18 protein-coding genes are annotated in these 16,868 nt (G+C 67.5%); 9 read left to right on the top strand and 9 right to left on the bottom strand.

Annotated elements, in window-relative coordinates:
- Together NVU01S_RS25805 and NVU01S_RS25800 are read right to left on the bottom strand one after the other, a co-directional pair.
- Positions 1-669, bottom strand: coding sequence for a DUF3239 domain-containing protein (locus tag NVU01S_RS25805; protein WP_043664674.1), 669 nt, complete (start codon positions 667-669; stop codon positions 1-3).
- A 41-nt stretch (positions 670-710) separates the two neighbouring features.
- Positions 711-2,369, bottom strand: a complete 1,659-nt coding sequence (locus NVU01S_RS25800) for a DNA repair helicase XPB (RefSeq protein WP_043664676.1) — start codon at positions 2,367-2,369, stop codon at positions 711-713.
- A 195-nt stretch (positions 2,370-2,564) separates the two neighbouring features.
- Here NVU01S_RS25800 and NVU01S_RS25795 point away from each other — a divergent pair, with 195 nt between their 5' ends.
- The 4 genes from NVU01S_RS25795 (at position 2,565) to NVU01S_RS25780 (ending at position 5,300) form a co-directional block, all read left to right on the top strand.
- The gene (locus NVU01S_RS25795; RefSeq protein ID WP_156161420.1) at positions 2,565-2,876 is read left to right on the top strand and encodes a WXG100 family type VII secretion target; all 312 of its coding nucleotides are present in this window, start codon (positions 2,565-2,567) and stop codon (positions 2,874-2,876) included.
- A 12-nt stretch (positions 2,877-2,888) separates the two neighbouring features.
- A complete protein-coding gene (locus tag NVU01S_RS25790; protein WP_043664786.1) occupies positions 2,889-3,191 on the top strand; it encodes a WXG100 family type VII secretion target in 303 nt (100 codons plus the stop codon).
- A gap of 119 nt (positions 3,192-3,310) precedes the next feature.
- Positions 3,311-4,693, top strand: a complete 1,383-nt coding sequence (locus NVU01S_RS25785; RefSeq protein WP_052280188.1) for an IQM protein middle domain-containing protein — start codon at positions 3,311-3,313, stop codon at positions 4,691-4,693.
- 55 nt (positions 4,694-4,748) lie between these two features.
- On the top strand, positions 4,749-5,300 hold the full coding sequence (locus tag NVU01S_RS25780) for a hypothetical protein (RefSeq protein ID WP_063048171.1): 552 nt from the start codon (positions 4,749-4,751) through the stop codon (positions 5,298-5,300).
- A 64-nt stretch (positions 5,301-5,364) separates the two neighbouring features.
- Here NVU01S_RS25780 and NVU01S_RS25775 read toward each other — a convergent pair whose 3' ends face one another.
- Positions 5,365-5,967, bottom strand: coding sequence for a GNAT family N-acetyltransferase (locus NVU01S_RS25775; protein WP_043664682.1), 603 nt, complete (start codon positions 5,965-5,967; stop codon positions 5,365-5,367).
- A 107-nt stretch (positions 5,968-6,074) separates the two neighbouring features.
- Here NVU01S_RS25775 and NVU01S_RS25770 point away from each other — a divergent pair, with 107 nt between their 5' ends.
- The 3 genes from NVU01S_RS25770 to NVU01S_RS25760 all read left to right on the top strand — a co-directional run bounded on the left by NVU01S_RS25770 (position 6,075) and on the right by NVU01S_RS25760 (position 8,843).
- Positions 6,075-6,983 carry a sigma-70 family RNA polymerase sigma factor gene (locus NVU01S_RS25770; protein WP_043664683.1) on the top strand — a complete coding sequence of 303 codons (909 nt, stop codon included), beginning with the start codon at positions 6,075-6,077 and terminating at the stop codon, positions 6,981-6,983.
- Positions 6,984-7,051: 68 nt separating this feature from the next.
- Positions 7,052-8,224: a pyridoxal phosphate-dependent aminotransferase gene (locus NVU01S_RS25765; protein WP_043664685.1), complete on the top strand. Its 1,173-nt coding sequence runs from the start codon at positions 7,052-7,054 to the stop codon at positions 8,222-8,224.
- A 55-nt stretch (positions 8,225-8,279) separates the two neighbouring features.
- Entirely contained in the window at positions 8,280-8,843 is a 564-nt protein-coding gene (locus NVU01S_RS25760; protein WP_043664687.1) for a dihydrofolate reductase family protein, read from the top strand.
- Here NVU01S_RS25760 and NVU01S_RS25755 read toward each other — a convergent pair.
- Together NVU01S_RS25755 and NVU01S_RS25750 are read right to left on the bottom strand one after the other, a co-directional pair.
- Positions 8,836-9,528: a trimeric intracellular cation channel family protein gene (locus tag NVU01S_RS25755; protein ID WP_014981528.1), complete on the bottom strand. Its 693-nt coding sequence runs from the start codon at positions 9,526-9,528 to the stop codon at positions 8,836-8,838. The two genes, NVU01S_RS25760 and NVU01S_RS25755, sit on opposite strands and share 8 nt — an antisense overlap.
- Positions 9,529-9,591: 63 nt before the next feature.
- The gene (locus tag NVU01S_RS25750) at positions 9,592-10,236 is read right to left on the bottom strand and encodes a LysE family translocator (protein ID WP_029900397.1); all 645 of its coding nucleotides are present in this window, start codon (positions 10,234-10,236) and stop codon (positions 9,592-9,594) included.
- A gap of 115 nt (positions 10,237-10,351) precedes the next feature.
- Between NVU01S_RS25750 and NVU01S_RS25745 the strand changes: the two genes are divergently transcribed.
- Entirely contained in the window at positions 10,352-10,894 is a 543-nt protein-coding gene (locus tag NVU01S_RS25745; RefSeq protein ID WP_043664690.1) for an SAM-dependent methyltransferase, read from the top strand.
- Between the two features lie 56 nt (positions 10,895-10,950).
- On the opposite strand, the gene NVU01S_RS25740 is transcribed toward NVU01S_RS25745, so the two are convergent.
- The 3 genes from NVU01S_RS25740 to NVU01S_RS25730 all read right to left on the bottom strand — a co-directional run bounded on the left by NVU01S_RS25740 (position 10,951) and on the right by NVU01S_RS25730 (position 13,719).
- Positions 10,951-12,042, bottom strand: a complete 1,092-nt coding sequence (locus NVU01S_RS25740) for a 3-deoxy-7-phosphoheptulonate synthase (RefSeq protein WP_043664692.1) — start codon at positions 12,040-12,042, stop codon at positions 10,951-10,953.
- A 182-nt stretch (positions 12,043-12,224) separates the two neighbouring features.
- Entirely contained in the window at positions 12,225-12,695 is a 471-nt protein-coding gene (locus tag NVU01S_RS25735; protein ID WP_042253605.1) for a carboxymuconolactone decarboxylase family protein, read from the bottom strand.
- Positions 12,696-12,840: 145 nt separating this feature from the next.
- Complete coding sequence (locus NVU01S_RS25730; RefSeq protein ID WP_043664696.1) at positions 12,841-13,719, bottom strand: oxidoreductase; 879 nt, start codon at positions 13,717-13,719, stop codon at positions 12,841-12,843.
- 169 nt (positions 13,720-13,888) lie between these two features.
- On the opposite strand from NVU01S_RS25730, the gene NVU01S_RS25725 reads away from it, so the two are divergent.
- The gene (locus NVU01S_RS25725; RefSeq protein ID WP_043664699.1) at positions 13,889-15,502 is read left to right on the top strand and encodes a (2,3-dihydroxybenzoyl)adenylate synthase; all 1,614 of its coding nucleotides are present in this window, start codon (positions 13,889-13,891) and stop codon (positions 15,500-15,502) included.
- Positions 15,503-15,549: 47 nt separating this feature from the next.
- Here the strand turns inward: NVU01S_RS25725 and nbtS are convergent, their stop codons facing one another.
- A complete protein-coding gene (nbtS, locus tag NVU01S_RS25720) occupies positions 15,550-16,863 on the bottom strand; it encodes a nocobactin biosynthesis salicylate synthase NbtS (RefSeq protein WP_043664701.1) in 1,314 nt (437 codons plus the stop codon).
- Positions 16,864-16,868 lie beyond the last annotated feature (5 nt).

The following is a 16,868-nucleotide window of genomic DNA, read 5'->3' as shown; positions in this document are numbered from 1 at the left end:
TCAGGAACCCAGGTCGCCGGGCAGCTGGTGCGGATCGAGCAGCAGCCGCCGGGCCGGAGCGCGACGCACCTTGTCGGCGAGCGCGAGATTGTCGGTGAGCAGCCGCCATTCGACGTCGCTGATCGCCTCCCTGGCGCGTTCGATGACAGCTTCGTCGGTGGTGCCCCAGGCGATGGGCATCGCGCTGACCGACTGCCAGCGCTCCCCCACCTGCCGCGGCGCCCGATCGGTGCGCACCGCGACCGCGGGCACCCGCTCGCCCGCTTTCGCCGCATGCCCCGGCAGCGCGCGGACCTTGCGGATGACCAGCGCGTAATGCGAATCGGTGGCGCCCGGCTTGGCCACATCGACCAGCGCCAGCAGCACCACGCCGGACGGGTAGGTCTCCGAGATCACCGCGGGCACCAGCTCGCCGTCGGCATACAGCTTGTCCATGCTGGCGTGTCGCGAGGTCCAGACGGCCACCCACACCGACACCACCGCGCCGAGCACGAACGCGACCGCCAGCAGGTAGGCCCACGGATGGTCGAGCCAGATCAGATAGGCCGCACCGGTGGTCGCGATGATCCCCGCCGCGATCGCCATGATGCGCAGCCGTCGCTGGTCGGCGAACACCTCGTTGACCGCATGGGCATGTTTGCGGTCGACCGGGAATTCGAAGCGTCGCACGTCCCTATTCCTAGCACAGCTTGCGGAGGAATTGCCTCCGCTTATCCGATGGCCGGACCGAGCAGGTCGTCTGCGTCGGTGATGCGATAGGCATACCCCTGTTCGGCGAGAAAACGCTGGCGATGCGCGGCATATTCGGCGTCGAGGGTGTCCCTGGCCACCACCGAATAGAAATGCGCTTGGCCGCCGTCGTGTTTCGGCCGCAGCAGCCGGCCGAGGCGCTGCGCCTCCTCCTGACGCGAACCGAACGTACCCGAAACCTGCACCGCGACCGACGCTTCCGGCAGATCGATGGAGAAGTTCGCCACCTTGCTCACCACCAGCACGGGGACCTCCCCCTGCCGGAACGCCTCGAAAAGCTCTTCTCGCTCTTTGGTTTTCGTCGAACCCTGGATCACCGGGGCGTTGAGCGCGGCGCCCAATTCGTCGAGCTGGTCCAGGTAGGCACCGATCACCAGCGTCGGCGCGTCCGCGTGCTTGGCCAGAATCGACTGCACCACCGGAATTTTCGTGTGCGCGGTGGAGCACAGCTTGTAGCGCTCCTCCGGCTCCGCCGTCGCGTAGGCCATCCGCTCCGCGTCGGTGAGCGTCACCCGCACCTCGACGCAGTCGGCCGGGGCGATCCAGCCCTGCGCCTCGATGTCCTTCCACGGCGCGTCGTAGCGCTTCGGGCCGATCAGCGAGAAGACGTCGCCCTCGCGGCCGTCCTCCCGGACCAGGGTCGCGGTCAGCCCGAGGCGCCGGCGCGACTGCAGGTCGGCGGTCATCCGGAAGACCGGCGCGGGCAGCAGGTGCACCTCGTCGTAGATGACCAGGCCCCAGTCGCGGCTGTCGAACAGTTCCAGGTGCTTGTACTCGCCCTTGGTCCGCCGGGTGATCACCTGATAGGTCGCGATGGTGACCGGGCGGATCTCCTTGCGCTCGCCCGAGTACTCGCCGATCTCGTCCTCGGTGAGCGAGGTGCGCGCCAGCAGCTCGCGCCGCCACTGCCGACCGGCCACGGTGTTGGTGACCAGGATCAACGTGGTCGCCTTCGCCTTGGCCATCGCGGCCGCGCCGACCATGGTCTTGCCCGCGCCACACGGCAGCACGACGACACCGGACCCGCCCGCCCAGAACGAGTCGGCGGCCAGTTCCTGGTAATCGCGCAGATGCCACTTGTCGTCGCTGTAGTCCAGGTCGATGGGGTGCGCTTCACCGTCGACGTAGCCGGCCAGGTCCTCCGCGGGCCAGCCGATCTTCAACAGCATCTGCTTGATCCGCCCGCGCTCGGAGGCGTGCACGACCACCGTGTCGTCGTCCAGCCTGGCACCGAGCATCGGTGCGATCTTCTTGTGCCGCAGCACTTCTTCCAGCACCGCGCGATCCAGGCTGACCAGGGTCAAACCGTGTGCCGGATGCTTGACCAGCTGCAACCGCCCGTACCGGGCCATGGTGTCCACCACGTCCACCAGCAGCGGCTGCGGCACCGCGTACCGGGAGAAGCTGACCAGCGCGTCCACCACCTGCTCGGCGTCGTGTCCCGCCGCCCGCGCGTTCCACAGCGCCAACGGCGTCACCCGATAGGTGTGCACATGCTCCGGCGCCCGCTCCAACTCGGCGAACGGCGCGATCGCCTGCCGCGCCGCGTCGGCCAACTCGTGGTCGACCTCCAGCAGCAGCGTCTTGTCACTCTGCACAATCAGCGGACCGTCCGTCACAGCCCCTCCTCGCATCGATTCCCCCTATTCTTCCTGAACCCCCCGACACCCGCCCACCGCCGGTACCGTGACTCTCTGGATCGACGCTCGACGGCGGGGAACACGAGTGATCTCGGCCTGGAACCGCAGGAACGTCTGGCGCGTCATAGTTCATAACCGGGTGATCTGAACCAGGTATTGGAGGGGTGGCTGATCATGGTTGATGGGTCGTCTGTGCGGGTTGATCCTGAGGAAGTCGAGGCGTTGGGGCGTTTGGCGTACAGGATCGCTGAGGAGTGCCGGTCGGGGTATGCGTCGCTGGTCACCGATGCGAGGTCCACGATCGAGGGGTGGACCGGCAACAACGCGGGTGCGTTCGGGGCGGCGTGGAACGAGTTCCACGAGGGCGCCGATCAGGTGTGGGATGCGTTGCTGGAGTTGGCGGGCAGTTTGGGGGTTTCTGCCGAGACTTTTCAGTCGGCTGATCAGTCCTTCGCTTCGGGTGTGAGTTCGCTGGATTTGCCGTGAGAGGGGGCATTGGTGACTGCTGATACGCCGTCGTTCTCGGTCGATCTCGACGCGCTCGAGCAGTTGGCTGCGCGGATGCGTGGATATAAGGCCGCGGTTGCTGATCGGCTGGCCGAGCTCGAGGCGAAAGCCGCAGAGGTCGAAGGTGTGTGGGTCGGTGCTGCGGCGGTGGCTTACAGTGACGCGCACAGGGAATGGGTCGCAGGGGTGGCCGATATGCAGGACGGTCTGGCGGCTTTGGAAGCGGCGCTGGCCAAGGCGCACGAAAGCTACACCACTGCCGGTGCTGAAACGCTGCGAATTCTGGGTGTATGAGCACGCTCGAGGTGGACCCCAAGGTCTACTACCAGGCTGCCACCAACTGTTTCGATGCTGCGGCGGCGTTGAACGACAGCTTCAAATAGGTTTTCGGGGAACTCAACAGCTGTGGTCAGATGGCGGGCCGGGACGAGGGCGGCCGGGCCTGGGCCGCTTCCTACGATGAATCGGCGCGTGAAGCCGTCGCGTTCTTCGATCAGACCTTCGCGACGTTGCGCGCGTATGGCACGGCTCTCAACGACATCGGTTTCGAACACGCCAAATCCGATGCGGCGCTGAAGGGCACAACGCAGCCCGACCGTCCCCCAGACGCGGCATCGACGGTGACTTTCGGCCCTTATGCGCTGCCGGCATCCGCTGCCGGGGGCACCCCGCAAGGCCTGGCGAAGACCTCCGTCGAGGTCCTCGACGCCATCAATTGCCCGCTCCCGGACGGCAACACCGACACTCTGACCCGGGCCGCCGATGCCTGGCACCGGCGCGGCACGATCTACCAGAACACCAACGCCAAAGACAAAATCACCATCGCGGCGAGCCTTTTCGATGACGTGGTCTCCACGGACGCGATACAGGTCCGCGAAGACCTCGCGACCATCGAAACCTCGATCACCGGGCTCCTCGACACCTGCAAAGCGATCAGCAAGACCTGCACCGACTACAAAGAATCAATCATCGAGCTCCGCAACGAAATCAAAGGCTTCATCGAGGCCATCATCCAGGAAGCCGCGATCGACGCCGCGGTCACCGTCATCGCCACCTGCCTCACCGGAGTCGGCGGCCTCATCGCCGGCGCCAAAGCAGTCGAATCCGCCCGCCGCTGGGCCGTGAAAATCAAAGCCGCAGTCAGCGCCTGGCGAGCACGCAAAGCCCTACAGCTCAAAGGCCTCGCCGCAGACGCGAAAGCTGCGCTGGCAAAGGGCAAGAAGGCCATCGAGGATCTGCGAAACCGGCTCCGAAAGAGAAAGGGTGATGACCGCGATCCGAGCAGCCCGGACCACGGCAATACCCCGAAGGTACCGTTGCCGAATTACAAATCGACAGGAATGGATCCGCATTACGCAGGCGAAGAAATTCCCGGCAATTCCATCTGGCCAGGATCTCATGTAAAGTATCTCACCGACGAGGAACGCAAAGCGTATCAGCTGACGGTCAAAGACGGAAAAATATACGACGCAACCGGCAGCTTGTTCGACACAACCACCGCACAAACGGCGCACTCGGGGACAGGACGAGCAATATTTGTCATGGACGAGAAAGGTAATCTGTACGCCTCTACAAACCATGCGATAGGCGAGTTCCACCACTCCAGCTTCCTCGGCGGCAAGCCGGTTTCGGGTGCAGGCGAGCTGCAAGTAGTAAACGGCGAACTCAAGCTGGTTACCGACCAGAGTGGGCACTACAAGCCTTCGCGGGAATACACCGAGCAAGTACTTGACCGGCTCAGAAATCAAGGCGTGTCAATTGACGCTTCACAAGTCAAGACGACCGCCCTCAACTGACAGAGAGGACCAAATGACTAACGAATGGCGTCCATTGTTGAATACCGTACTCTACATGGCACAATTCTCCGAGTTGGATGAGAACGAAGCACGGCGCATTGCTGAAAGCCTTTTGGCCAAGCCGCCAGGAAACTTTACCATCGAAAAGACATATCAATCCCTCGTAGACGCCCTTGCGGCAGGAGAAGAGCTCAATACGGTCGTGCAGATGAGGCAATCATCCGAGGTCGTTCGGAATTTCCTCGAGCGCATTGTAGACGAACTCGACAGCAAGCGGCCGTGGAAAATCCCCGCCATCAGGGAGATTTCGATATCTCGATGGACCGACTTTGCCTCGTTGCAACCGATCGCACAGATTTCGACTCCATGGCCCGCCATCGAAGGCAAGGTAGGCAAGACATTCAAAGCTATCGATGGTGGCGAGGGATTGATTGTGATGCTGCGCTCGGGGATCACCCTCGGTTTGGCGTGGCCGAGTCGCATCGGCAAATCCGCTACTGACGTATTGGCGCCAGAAGATTCCGCTGGATCATCTGTGATTGTCGAAGAACTCATCGACTCGACCTCGCTGAAAACTGACGACATCACGATACTCGAGCGCGGCTGAGCACTGACGACTGCCGCAGTAGCGGCCGGTACCCCTGACCACGGGAATCGGGGTGGGAGCGGGGTCAGTGGGGGCCTGGGGAGGGTTCGAGGGTGCGGTGGAATTCGGCGGGCCAGTCGGCGACGGGGCCCGAGGGGTCGGTGTTGAGGCGGGCGGCGAGCCAGTGGTCGCGGCGGCGGCCGCGTTGCAGGCTGCCCAGCCGGGACAGGCCCTCGTAGCGGAAGCCGGTGCGGCGGACCACGGCGGCCGAAGGGTAGTTGCCGACGAACGCACGCCAGCTGATGCGTTGCAGCGCGAGCCGGTCGGGACGGAAGCCGTAGTCGCAGACCAGCGCGACGGACTGGGTCATCAGGCCGCGCGAGCGGACCCGCGGCGCCAGCCAGTAGCCGATCTCGGCGGACGACTCGTCGCGCTCACCGAGACCGATCATGCCGACGACCGGGCCGTCCGCGCGCTCGCGCACCGCCCAGGTCGGGCTCTTGCCCGCCCAACCGGGTCCGACGATGTCCTCGACGAAGGTCTTCGCGTTCTCGCGGGTGTACGGCACCGGAATGGTCACCCATGCACCGATGGACGGATGCTGGCAACACTCGGTGATCGCGTCGATGTCCTCGCTCGTGGGGATCGACAGCCATACCGTTCCGTTGGTCAGCACCGGTGCATCCATCGAGTCATGTTGTCATGAACAGCGCGGACAGTTCACGGGGTTTCGCGCGCGTCGCCCGGACGGCACCGGGGTAAACCCCGTCTAGGACAGATCGTAGAATCGTCTCGATGGTTGCCGCTCTGCTTGCCGGACAGTTCGAATCACATCGAGCGCATCTGCTCTCGGTCGCATATCGGCTGACGGGCAGCGTCGGCGACGCCGAGGACGCGGTGCAGGAGAGCTGGCTGCGCCTGGCGGGCGCGCATCAATCCGAGATCGACGAGCTGCGCGCCTGGCTGACCACCGTGGTGAGCCGGATCTGCCTGGACCGCCTGCGCAGTGCCGCGGTGCGCCGGGAAAGCTATGTGGGGCAATGGCTGCCGGAACCAGTGGTGACCGGCCGGGCCGGGTCGAGCATGCCGGACCCGCTGGAGATCGTGGTCCGTCACCAGGACTACCGGCTCGCGGCAATGGTGGTGCTGGACAGCCTGACTCCGCCCCAGCGCGTGGCTTTCGTACTGCACGAAGGCCTTTCGGTGCCGTTCACCGAGATCGCGCAGCTGCTCGACGTCTCATCCGAGGCGGCGCGCCAGCTCGCGGTGCGGGCACGCAAGGCCGTGGCACACACCCCGCCGCCGGTGCCCGACGCCGAGCACGAGGCGGCCGTGCACCGCTTCCTGGACGCGTTGGGTTCGGGTGACGTACGAGCGGTTGCCGCTGCGCTGCACCCGGATTCGATCGTGATCGGGGACGCCGACGGCACCACGTCCACCGCGATCAACGTCTTGCACGGCGCGGACCGGATCGCGAGGTTCTACCTGGGCATCGTGCGCAAGTACGGCATGACGCCCGACGTCGCGGACCCGCTGTTCACCGCCGAACTCGTGTCGGTGAACGGACAGCTCGGCGTCGCGGTCACCGCGGCGGACGAGGGCCGCCCGGCGCGGGTGATCGGATTCACCATCCGCGACGGACTGGTCTGGGGCACCTACGACCTGGCGAACCCGGCGAAACTCACCGGCGTGCGGCTCGGCTGAGGCAACCCCCTATCGTTCGTCCCACATCCGACGGCCTGCCCCGGCGGCGAATTCACTACGCTGCGGATATGCCTCCGCAACCCGCGACCGTTGCCCGCCTGCGCCCGTTCGCCGCCACGATCTTCGCCGAGATGACCGAGCTCGCGGTGCGTCACGACGCGGTCAATCTCGGTCAGGGTTTCCCGGACACCGACGGGCCCGCGGGGATGCTCGAGGTGGCCCGGCAGTCCATCGCCGACGGCCTCAACCAGTACCCGCCGGGCCGTGGCAGGCCCGAACTGCGCCGCGCCATCGCCGCCGACCGAGCCCGCCGCTACGGCACCGAGTACGACCCCGACAACCAGGTGCTGGTGACGGTCGGCGCGACGGAGGCGATCGCCGCCGCGATCCTCGGCCTGGTCGAGCCGGGCGCGGAAGTGGTGCTGATCGAGCCGTACTACGACTCCTACGCCGCGGCGGTCGCGCTGGCCGGCGCCCAGCGCCGGACCGCGCACCTGGTCGCCGACGGCGACCGCTTCGTGCTCGACCTGGACAGCCTGCGCGCCGCCGTCACCCCGGCCACCAGGATGCTGGTGGTCAACTCGCCGCACAATCCGACCGGCACCGTGCTCGGCCGGGCCGACCTGCAGGCCATCGCCGAAATCGCCTGCGAGCACGATCTTCTGGTGCTCACCGACGAGGTGTACGAGCACCTGGTGTTCGACGGCACCGAGCACATCAGCGTGGCCACGCTGCCGGGCATGGCCGAACGCACCGTCGTGGTGTCCAGCGCGGCAAAGACTTTCAACGTCACCGGCTGGAAGATCGGCTGGGCGTGCGGCCCCAAGGAATTGATCGACGGCGTGCTCGCGGCCAAGCAATTCCTGACCTTCGTCGGCGGCGGGCCCTTCCAGCCCGCGATCGCGCACGCGTTGAACAACGAACTGGACTGGGTGGCCGGACTACGCGAAGACCTGTCCGCCAAGCGACTTCGCCTCTCCGCCGCGCTCGCCGACACCGGCTTCGACGTGACCTACAGCGCGGGCGGCTATTTCGTCTGCGGCGACGTCACCCCGCTCGGCACGGCCGACGGCCTGGCCTTCTGCCGCGAACTGCCGAAGCGGCTCGGCGTCGCCGCGGTGCCGCTCAGCGTGTTCGCCGACGACACCGCCGCGTGGAACCACCTGGTGCGCTTCACCTTCTGCAAGCGCGACGAGACGATCGACGAGGGTGTGCGCCGGCTGCGCGCGGGCATTCGCTGACCAAGAGCTGAAACCTTGACATACCCTGTCAGTATTCGCTGGCAGGGTAGTTCGCATGGTGACGCAATACTTCACGGCGACGACCCTCGACGGCTATCTCGCGGACGAACACAACTCGCTCGACTGGCTGTTCACGGTCGCGGGCGCCGACGAGATGGCCGAGCACAATGTCGCCGGATTCATCGACGGCGTCGGTGCGATGTGCATGGGCGCGACCACCTACGAGTGGATCCTGGCCAACGACGAACCCGAGAACTGGCACAAGTCCTACGGCGACCTCCCGTGCTGGGTCTTCACCCACCGCGAGCTGCCCGCCCTGCCGGACGCGAACCTGCGTTTCGTGTCCGGCGCGGTCGAACCGGTGCACCGGGACATGGTCGCGGCGGCCGGCGACCGCAATGTCTGGGTGCTCGGCGGCGGTGAGCTGGTCGGTCAGTTCGCCGACGCCGGCCTGCTGGACGAGATCATCGCGGGCGTCACGCCGGTCACCCTCGGCGCCGGTGCGCCGCTGCTGCCCCGGCGCATCCTTTCCGATCGGCTGGAACTCGTCGATGTCACTCGGATCGGGCAGTTCGCCCAGCTGACCTACCGACTGAAGTCCGAGACAGAGCCTAGGTGAGATGTCCGCGTGGTTCCGGTCGCCGGCGCGCCTGCGGTGCCCGCCAGCGGAAACGCAGGGCGAGAAGGCGAAATCCGATGGCACCCAGCGCCGCCAGCGCACCGGTCCACGCGTGATACAGCTCGAAATGCAACAGCACCGCGGTGCAGATCGCGCCGAGCAGCGCGGGTACGGCGTAGATCTGGTCGGGCCGAAGCACATTCGGCGTCTGGCCGCCGAGCAGGTCGCGGATGACACCGCCGCCGATCGCGGTGACCAGGCCGAGCAGCGCCGCCGAGGGGGCGCCGGCCCCCGCGGTGTAGGCGACGACAGTCCCTGTCACACAGAACAATCCGAGGCCGAACGCGTCGGCCACCTCGAGCGGTCCTTTGGTGAGCCGACGTGGCGGATGCCAGAAGAAGATCACCAGCGCGGCGAGCAGGGCGGTCCACAGATAGCTCAGATCCACGAAGGCGGCGGGTGGGGTCCGCCCGATCAGCAGATCCCGGATGACACCGCCGCCGAGCGCCGTGCTGCACGCCAGCACGACGATCCCGAAGATGTCGAAATCCCGGCGCACCGCGAGCAGCGCACCCGAACTCGCGAACGCGAACACCCCGAACAGCTCCCCGAGATGCTGCACCGCACCGACCGCCGAGCCGAAATACCCGGCCAGCGCCACACTCTCAGCACCGAATTGCACCATGCCGCTCACCGTGCCATACCCGGCCCCGTCCGGCCGCCCGCCACGAGCGACCGAACGAGCAGGTCAGGCCGGGGTGGGCCGGGCGCGGTCGGTGGCGACGAGGACGGCGATGGCGCCGAGCATCGTGCCCATCAGGTAGCGCTGCACGCGCAGCCAGAGCGGACGACCGGTCAGGAACGTCGCGATGCCGCCCGCGCCGAGCACGATCAGGCCGTTCACGGTCAGGGCCACCGCGATCTGCACCGCGCCGAGGCAGAGGCTCTGCAGCCAGACCTGGCCGTGGCCGGGCACCACGAACTGCGGGATCAACGCCATGTACATGATCGCGATCTTCGGGTTCAGCAGATTGGTGACCAGCCCCATGGTGAACAGCCGCCGCGCCGGGTCCGGGGCCAGGGCCGCGGGCGCGAACACCGAGGTCCCGCCGGGACGCAACGCCTGCCACGCCAGCCACAGCAGATAGGCCGCGCCGGCGAGCTTCACCGCCAGATAGAGACCGGGCACCACCGCGAACACGGCGGTGATCCCGGCGGCGGCCGCGAGGAGATACACCCCGAATCCCGCGGCCACACCGCCGAGCGAGACCAGTCCGGCCCGCCTGCCCTGTGCCACTGTGCGCGACACCAGATACATCATGTTCGGCCCCGGTGTCAGCACCATGCCCAACGCCACCGCAGCCACCCCGAACACCGCCGCCATCTCGATCACGCTGCCGATTCTCGCCGAACCACGGGCTGCGCGTCGCGGTCCACTTTCCGGTCGCTGGCCTTTCGACCGGCGCAAACGACGCCCTGCGGCGCTGCTCTCGTCGTACATTGCGACCATGGCTGACGATCGGCGGTTCGGGTGGATGGTCGAGGTCATGGGCGTTCGGCCCACCGACCTGATCCTCGAAATCGGCCCCGGCTCGAGCAACTCGCTCGCCTATCTCGCCGCGCGGGCGACCGACGGGCGCGTCGTGGGCATCGATCGTTCCGCGACAGCGATCGGGCGGGCCACGAAAACCCATGCCGCGCTGGTTGGTTCAGGGCAGGTCCGACTCGTCCAGGCGAGCCTCACCGATCTCGACCCGGCCCGGTTCCTGGCCGAGCATGCCTGCGGCGCAGCGGGTTTCGACAAGATCCTGGCGGTCAACGTCAACACGTTCTGGACGAAACGACCGGTCGCCGAACTCGCGCTGCTGCGCCGGTTGCTCGCGCCGGGCGGCACGCTGTGCCTCTTCTACGGTTACGGCACACCGGAAGCCGAGAGCACCAGCCCGAAACCCCCGCCTGGCAAGCTCCGCGACCATCTCGCCGACGCGGCGTTCGCCGTGCGCGTGATCACCGCCGGTGACCTGCTCGGCGTCCTCGCCACTCCGGCATGAGATCGACGGCCCGGCTGCCCGCGCATCCCTGCGGGCAGCCGAAACCGGCACGGCCGTCAACGATTACGGCGCTGCGCGACCGCATCGGCCAAGCGATCGAGCTGGCTCGCGGTGGTCTCCCAGTCCAGGCAGGCGTCGGTGATGGACTGCCCGTAGGTGAGATCGGCGGCCTTGCCGAGGGTGAGGTCCTGCCGGCCCGCCACGAGGAAGCTCTCCAGCATCACACCGACCACGCCGGGCTCGCCCGCCGCCAGCCGCTCGGCGATATCGGTCACCACGTCGACCTGCTTGTTGTGGTCCTTGTTGCTGTTGCCGTGGCTGGCGTCGACCACGAGTCGCTGCGGCAGCGCCGCCTTCTCCAGGCGCAGGCAGGCCTCGGCCACCGAGGCGGCGTCGTAGTTCGGGCCGGTGCTGCCGCCGCGCAGAATCACGTGGCAGTCCGGGTTACCGGTGGTGCGGATCAGCGCGGCCCGGCCGTCGAGATCGGTACCCGGGAACACATGGCTGGCCGCCGCGGCGCGGACGCCGTCCACGGCCACCTGCACGTCACCGTCGGTGCCGTTCTTGATGCCCACCGGCATGGACAGCGCGCTGCTCAGCTGCCGATGCACCTGGCTGGCCGCGGTGCGTGCGCCGATGGCGCCGTAGGAAACCAGGTCCGCGATGTACTGCGGGGTGATCGGATCCAGGAACTCGCACGCCACCGGCAGCCCGAGCGCGGTGATGTCGACCAGTACCTTGCGGCCGATGCCGAGGCCGGTGTTGACGTCGAAGGAGCCGTCCAGGTGCGGATCGTTGATCAGGCCCTTCCAGCCGAGCGTGGTGCGGGGCTTCTCGAAGTACACCCGCATCACCACGTGCAGCCGGTCGTCCAGCTCGGCCGCCTTGGCGGCCAGCCGGCGGGCGTAGTCGAGCGCCGCGGCGGGATCGTGCACCGAGCACGGGCCGACGATCACCATGAGGCGATCGTCGGCGCCGTTCAGTACGTCGACGGTGGCGGCGCGGCCCTTGCGGACGGTGTCGGCCAGCTCGTCGGTGATCGGGTGCACGCGACGGACCTCGGCGGGTGAACGCAGCGGGCTGACGCTCATGGTGCGTTGGTCATCGAGATCGCAATGCCGCGGATCTATGTCGGCAGCTCGTGTCATTGTCGTGGGTTCCTTTTCTTCGGCCGACCCACGGACGTGAAACCCCGTCGAGCCGGTCCATATCCGGCTCGGGGTGGAATGTCGTCAGCGCATGTGGTTGCCGCAGACCAGCCCACCCAGGGCCGGCTTGCTAAACCAGAAATACGCGCGCTGCACGTCGGCGACTGTACCAGGTCGGGAATTCACCCCCATTGACCCGGGGTGTAGTCGCCCGCCGGCGTGCGGGCGATGACGTTCATCCGGTTCCAGGCGTTGATCATCGCGATGGCGGCGATGAGCGCGGCGATCTGGTCCTCGTCGTAGTGCTTCTGCACCTGCTGCCACACCTCGTCGCTGACGCCGCGGCCGTCGCCGATGCGGGTGGCCTCCTCGGTCAGCGCCAGCGCGGCGCGCTCGGCATCGGTGAAGACGGTCGCCTCGGGCCAGGCCGCGACCAGATTGAGCCGCACCGAGGTCTCCCCGGCGTGCGCGGCGTCCTTGGTGTGCATGTCGGTGCAGTAGCCGCAGCCGTTGATCTGGCTGGCCCGGATCTTGACCAGCTCGTAAGTCGCTGCGGGCAGCGTGGATTCGGCGACCACCCGGCCCGCCGTGTTCATGCGCTTGACGAAGCTGGCGGCGACGCGGTTGCCGAAGAGGTTGAAGCGAGCGCTCATGATGTCTGCCTTCTTTCTGATTCGTGCCGTGCTGGGCGGTTCACAGAGAGGACGGAGCAGCGCCGCGAGGTGTGACACCGGTCGAGCAGTGATGTGGACCACTCCCGCCGGCCCGGGCACCTCGTGGCGGCAGACGATGCGGACCCTACGTGCCGAAGTCGTAGCGGACGCCGGTCAGTTTCTCCGACAGCTCCCAGAGACCACGCGCGACGCCTTCGTCCCGAGATGCCCTGGAGGAGCCCGAGACGCCGGGGTAGCCGCGCAATCCGCCGAACTCGGTCGGTCCGTAGTAGCCACCCGGCTCGACCTGCGTGGTGGCGACGTACAGCGTTGGCAGCGCACCCATTTCGGCGCTCTGCGCGAGCACCCGGTTGCCCAGCCACATCACCCGGCCCTGGATCGACTCGGTGTGCGACTGCAACTCGGTCGAGGCGTAGCCGGGATGCGCGGCGACCGAGATCGTCGGCGAACCCGCGGCGGTGAGCCTGCGCTGCAGTTCGTAGGCGAACATCAGGTTGGCCAGCTTCGCCTGACCATAGGCTTGCCAACGCCGGTACTTACGGCGCTCCCAGTTCAGATCGTCCAGGTCGATCTTGCCGATCACGTGCGCACCGCTGGCCACGGTGACCACTCGCTGCGAGATCTTGGGCAGCAGTAGGCCGGTCAGCGCGAAATGCCCGAGATAGTTTGTGCCCACCTGCATTTCGAATCCGTCGGCGGTGCGCTGCTCGGGCAGCGCCATCACCCCGGCATTGTTGATCAGCACGTCGGCGCCGTCGGTGGCCGCGGCGAACTCGCGGATCGAGTCCAGGCTCGCGAGATCCAACCGGCGCACGACCGCGCGCTCCCCCAGTTCCGCGGCCACGCGCTCGCCCTTGGCCACGTTCCGGCAGGCCAGCACCACCTGCGCCCCGGCGCGGACGAGCGCCCGTGCCGTGACGGCCCCCAGCCCGCTGTTCGCGCCGGTGACGATGAACGTACGTCCGGACTGATCGGGCATATCCGAGGTATCCCACCTGCTCATAGCCAAGAAGTCTAAACGGATTCGCAACCTTTCCCGAGGGTCGCGCGAACCGCCGCAGCGGCGGTCAGAGCCTTCGTAGCAGCACCGACAGCGGTGAGATAGGGTTGCCTAACCTATATGCCGAGACCCTCCATCCGCGCTCGGCTCGAGTTATCTGTGAGGCAAGACCGTGACTTCGACATCCACCACGCATCGCGCGGGCTACGTCGGCTTCCCCACCGAAGCCGCCGACGCCTACCGAGCCGCCGGATACTGGACCGGACGCCCGCTGGCCGACCTGCTGCGCGACACGGCCCGGCGGCATCCGCACCGGCCCGCACTGCTCGACGCCGAACAGACACGCAGCTACGCCTGGCTCGACGCGGAGGCCGACCGAATGGCACACGGCTTGCTCGCCCTCGGCATCGCGCCGGGCGACCGGGTGGTGGTGCAGCTGCCGAACGTGCCGGAGTTCTTGACGGTGCTGTTCGGCGCCCTACGCGCGGGCATCATTCCGGTGCTGACGCTGCCCGCCCACCGCCGGGCCGAAATCGAGCATCTGGCAGCGCTTTCCGAAGCCGTCGCCTACATCATCGTGGACCGGCTCGGCGACTTCGACTATCGCGAACTGGCCGACACGGTGCGGGCCGCGGTACCGACGCTGCGGCACGTGCTGGTGGTCGGCGAGCCCGGCACCGGAACCGATCTGGCCGCGGTGCCGCGCGCGGGCGAGACGCTGCCGGAGATCGATCCGAGCGATATCGCGCTGATGCTGGTCTCCGGCGGCACCACGGGTCTGCCGAAGCTGATCGCGCGCACCCACGACGACTACGCCTACAACGCCACCGCGAGCGCCGCGATCTGCGAACTCACCGAGGACGACGTCTATTTGGCGACCTTGCCTGCCGCACACAACTTTCCGCTCGCCTGCCCGGGCATCCTCGGCACCGTGAGCGTGGGCGGCGCGGTGAGCTTCGTCACCGACCCCAGCCCGGAGAACGCCTTCGCGGCGATCGAACGACACCGGGTGACCGTCACGGCCGTGGTTCCGCCGCTGGCCCAACTGTGGTGCGCCGCCACCGAATGGGAGGAAGCCGACCTGAGCTCGCTGCGCCTGCTCCAGGTGGGCGGCGCGAAGCTGGCCGAGGTCAACGCGCGCGAGGTGACCCCCGCGCTCGGCGCCACGCTGCAGCAGGTGTTCGGTATGGCGGAGGGCTTGCTCAACTACACCCGGCTCGACGACGACACCGAACTGCTGTGCACCACGCAGGGCCGGGCGCTCTCGCCCGACGACGAGATCCGGGTGGTGGACGCGGACGGCAACGACGTGCCACCCGGCGCGGAGGGCGAGCTGCTGACCAAGGGCCCCTACACGATTCGCGGCTACTACCGCGCGCCCGAGCACAACGCCCGCGCCTTCACTCCCGACGGTTACTACCGCAGCGGTGATCTGGTGCGCCGGCTGCCGAGCGGTCATCTGATCGTTTCCGGGCGGATCAAAGACGTGATCAATCGCGGCGGCGAGAACATCTCCTGCGACGAACTCGAGGAGCACCTGCTCGCGCACCCGGCCGTGCGGCACGCCGCCGCGGTCGGCCTGCCCGATCCCACGCTCGGCGAAAAGGTCTGCGCCGTCCTCGTCGTCGACGGCGATATGCCGACGCTGGCGCAGATCAAGACGTTCCTCATCGACCGCGGTCTGGCCACCTACAAACTGCCCGATGTGCTCCGTCGCGCGGACACGCTGCCCGTCACCGCCGTCGGCAAGATCGACAAGAAGGTGCTGCGCGGCCTCGAGGGGTGAGACAGCAAACGGGCAGTACACCTTTCGGTGTACTGCCCGTCAGAAGGTCAGGCGCGCACTACGTAAGGCGCGATGCTGCCGAGCTTTTCGCAGGTCTCCTCGAACTCCCGGTCCGGGCGCGATTGCCCGACGATGCCGGCGCCGGCACGCAGCCAGGCGCCCTCGGTGTTCTGATACACGGCGCGCAGCACCAAGGTGGCCTCCAGCGCGCCGGTGGGCGAAACCGTCACCACCGCACCGGAATACAGGCCGCGCGCGTCGTGATCGAGCCGGAACACCGAATCGATGCCCTCGCGCTTGGGAATGCCGGAGGCGGTGACCGACGGGAACAGCACCTCGAGCGCGTCCCAGCTGGACCGGTCGGCGGCCAGGCGGCCGCGCACCGTGGAGGCGAGATGCTGCACGCTGCCGCGCTCGCGCACCACCATGAAATCGGAGACCGCGGGGGTGCCGGGATCGGCCACGGCGGCGATCTCCGCGAACGAGGTGCGCACCGAAATGGCGTGCTCCACGATCTCTTTCGGGTCGCTGACCAGGTCGGCCCGGGCCGCCATGTCGACCGCCTCGCCGCGGCCGAAGGCGCGGGTGCCCGCCAGCGGCTCCGTGGTCACCACCCGGTTGTCGTCGACCGACGCGACCAGTTCGGGGCTGAAGCCGGCCGCCTCGAGTCCACCGAGGCGGAGCAGGAAAGAGCGCGCGGGAGTGTTGTTCGCCCGGCCGAGCCGGTAGGTCGCGGGCACGTCCACCACGAACGGCAGATCGACCTTCCTGGACAGGATGACCTTCTGATACCGGCCCGCCTGGATCTCGCCGACCGCCTCGGCGACCCGGTCCCGGTAGCCGGTCGGATCGATCCGGACATCGGCGGGATGCGCCTGCGGCAGTTCGGATTCCTGCGATTCGGCGATCAAGCTGTGGATATCGCCCGTCTCGGTCGGGGTGGCGCCGGACACCCGGACGCCGTAGGCGCCGACCCGGACCTCGATCCGGGGAATCATCAAGTGCGCCACCGTCGTCCGCGGATCCAGGTGTTCGGTCGCCTGGAAGGCCCACGCGCAGAACTCGAATCCGATCCAGCCGTAGGCGTTGCGGCCGGCCAGCGGCAGCGCGCGCAGCGCCGCATCGATGACGGTGGCCGGGCTGCCTTCCCACTTGCTGGTGGTCGTCGTCCCGTCCCAGGTAACCCGCAGCTCTTCGACGTCCAATTCGATGCCGCCGATCGGATCGGCGGCGAAGACCCATTCGCCCGGGCTCTCGTACATCACGTACTCACCGAACCGATCTGCCCCCGCCAGTCGGGACATCGCTGCCGCCGGATCGGTTACATACTCCACCCGCAAGCGTTCGTCCGTGGTCGACAACGATC

Source organism: Nocardia vulneris (assembly GCF_001613425.1).
Lineage (GTDB): Bacteria > Actinomycetota > Actinomycetes > Mycobacteriales > Mycobacteriaceae > Nocardia > Nocardia vulneris.
The sequence above is the reverse complement of the archived record's forward strand: the minus strand, read 5'-3'. Positions and strand labels throughout refer to the sequence as shown.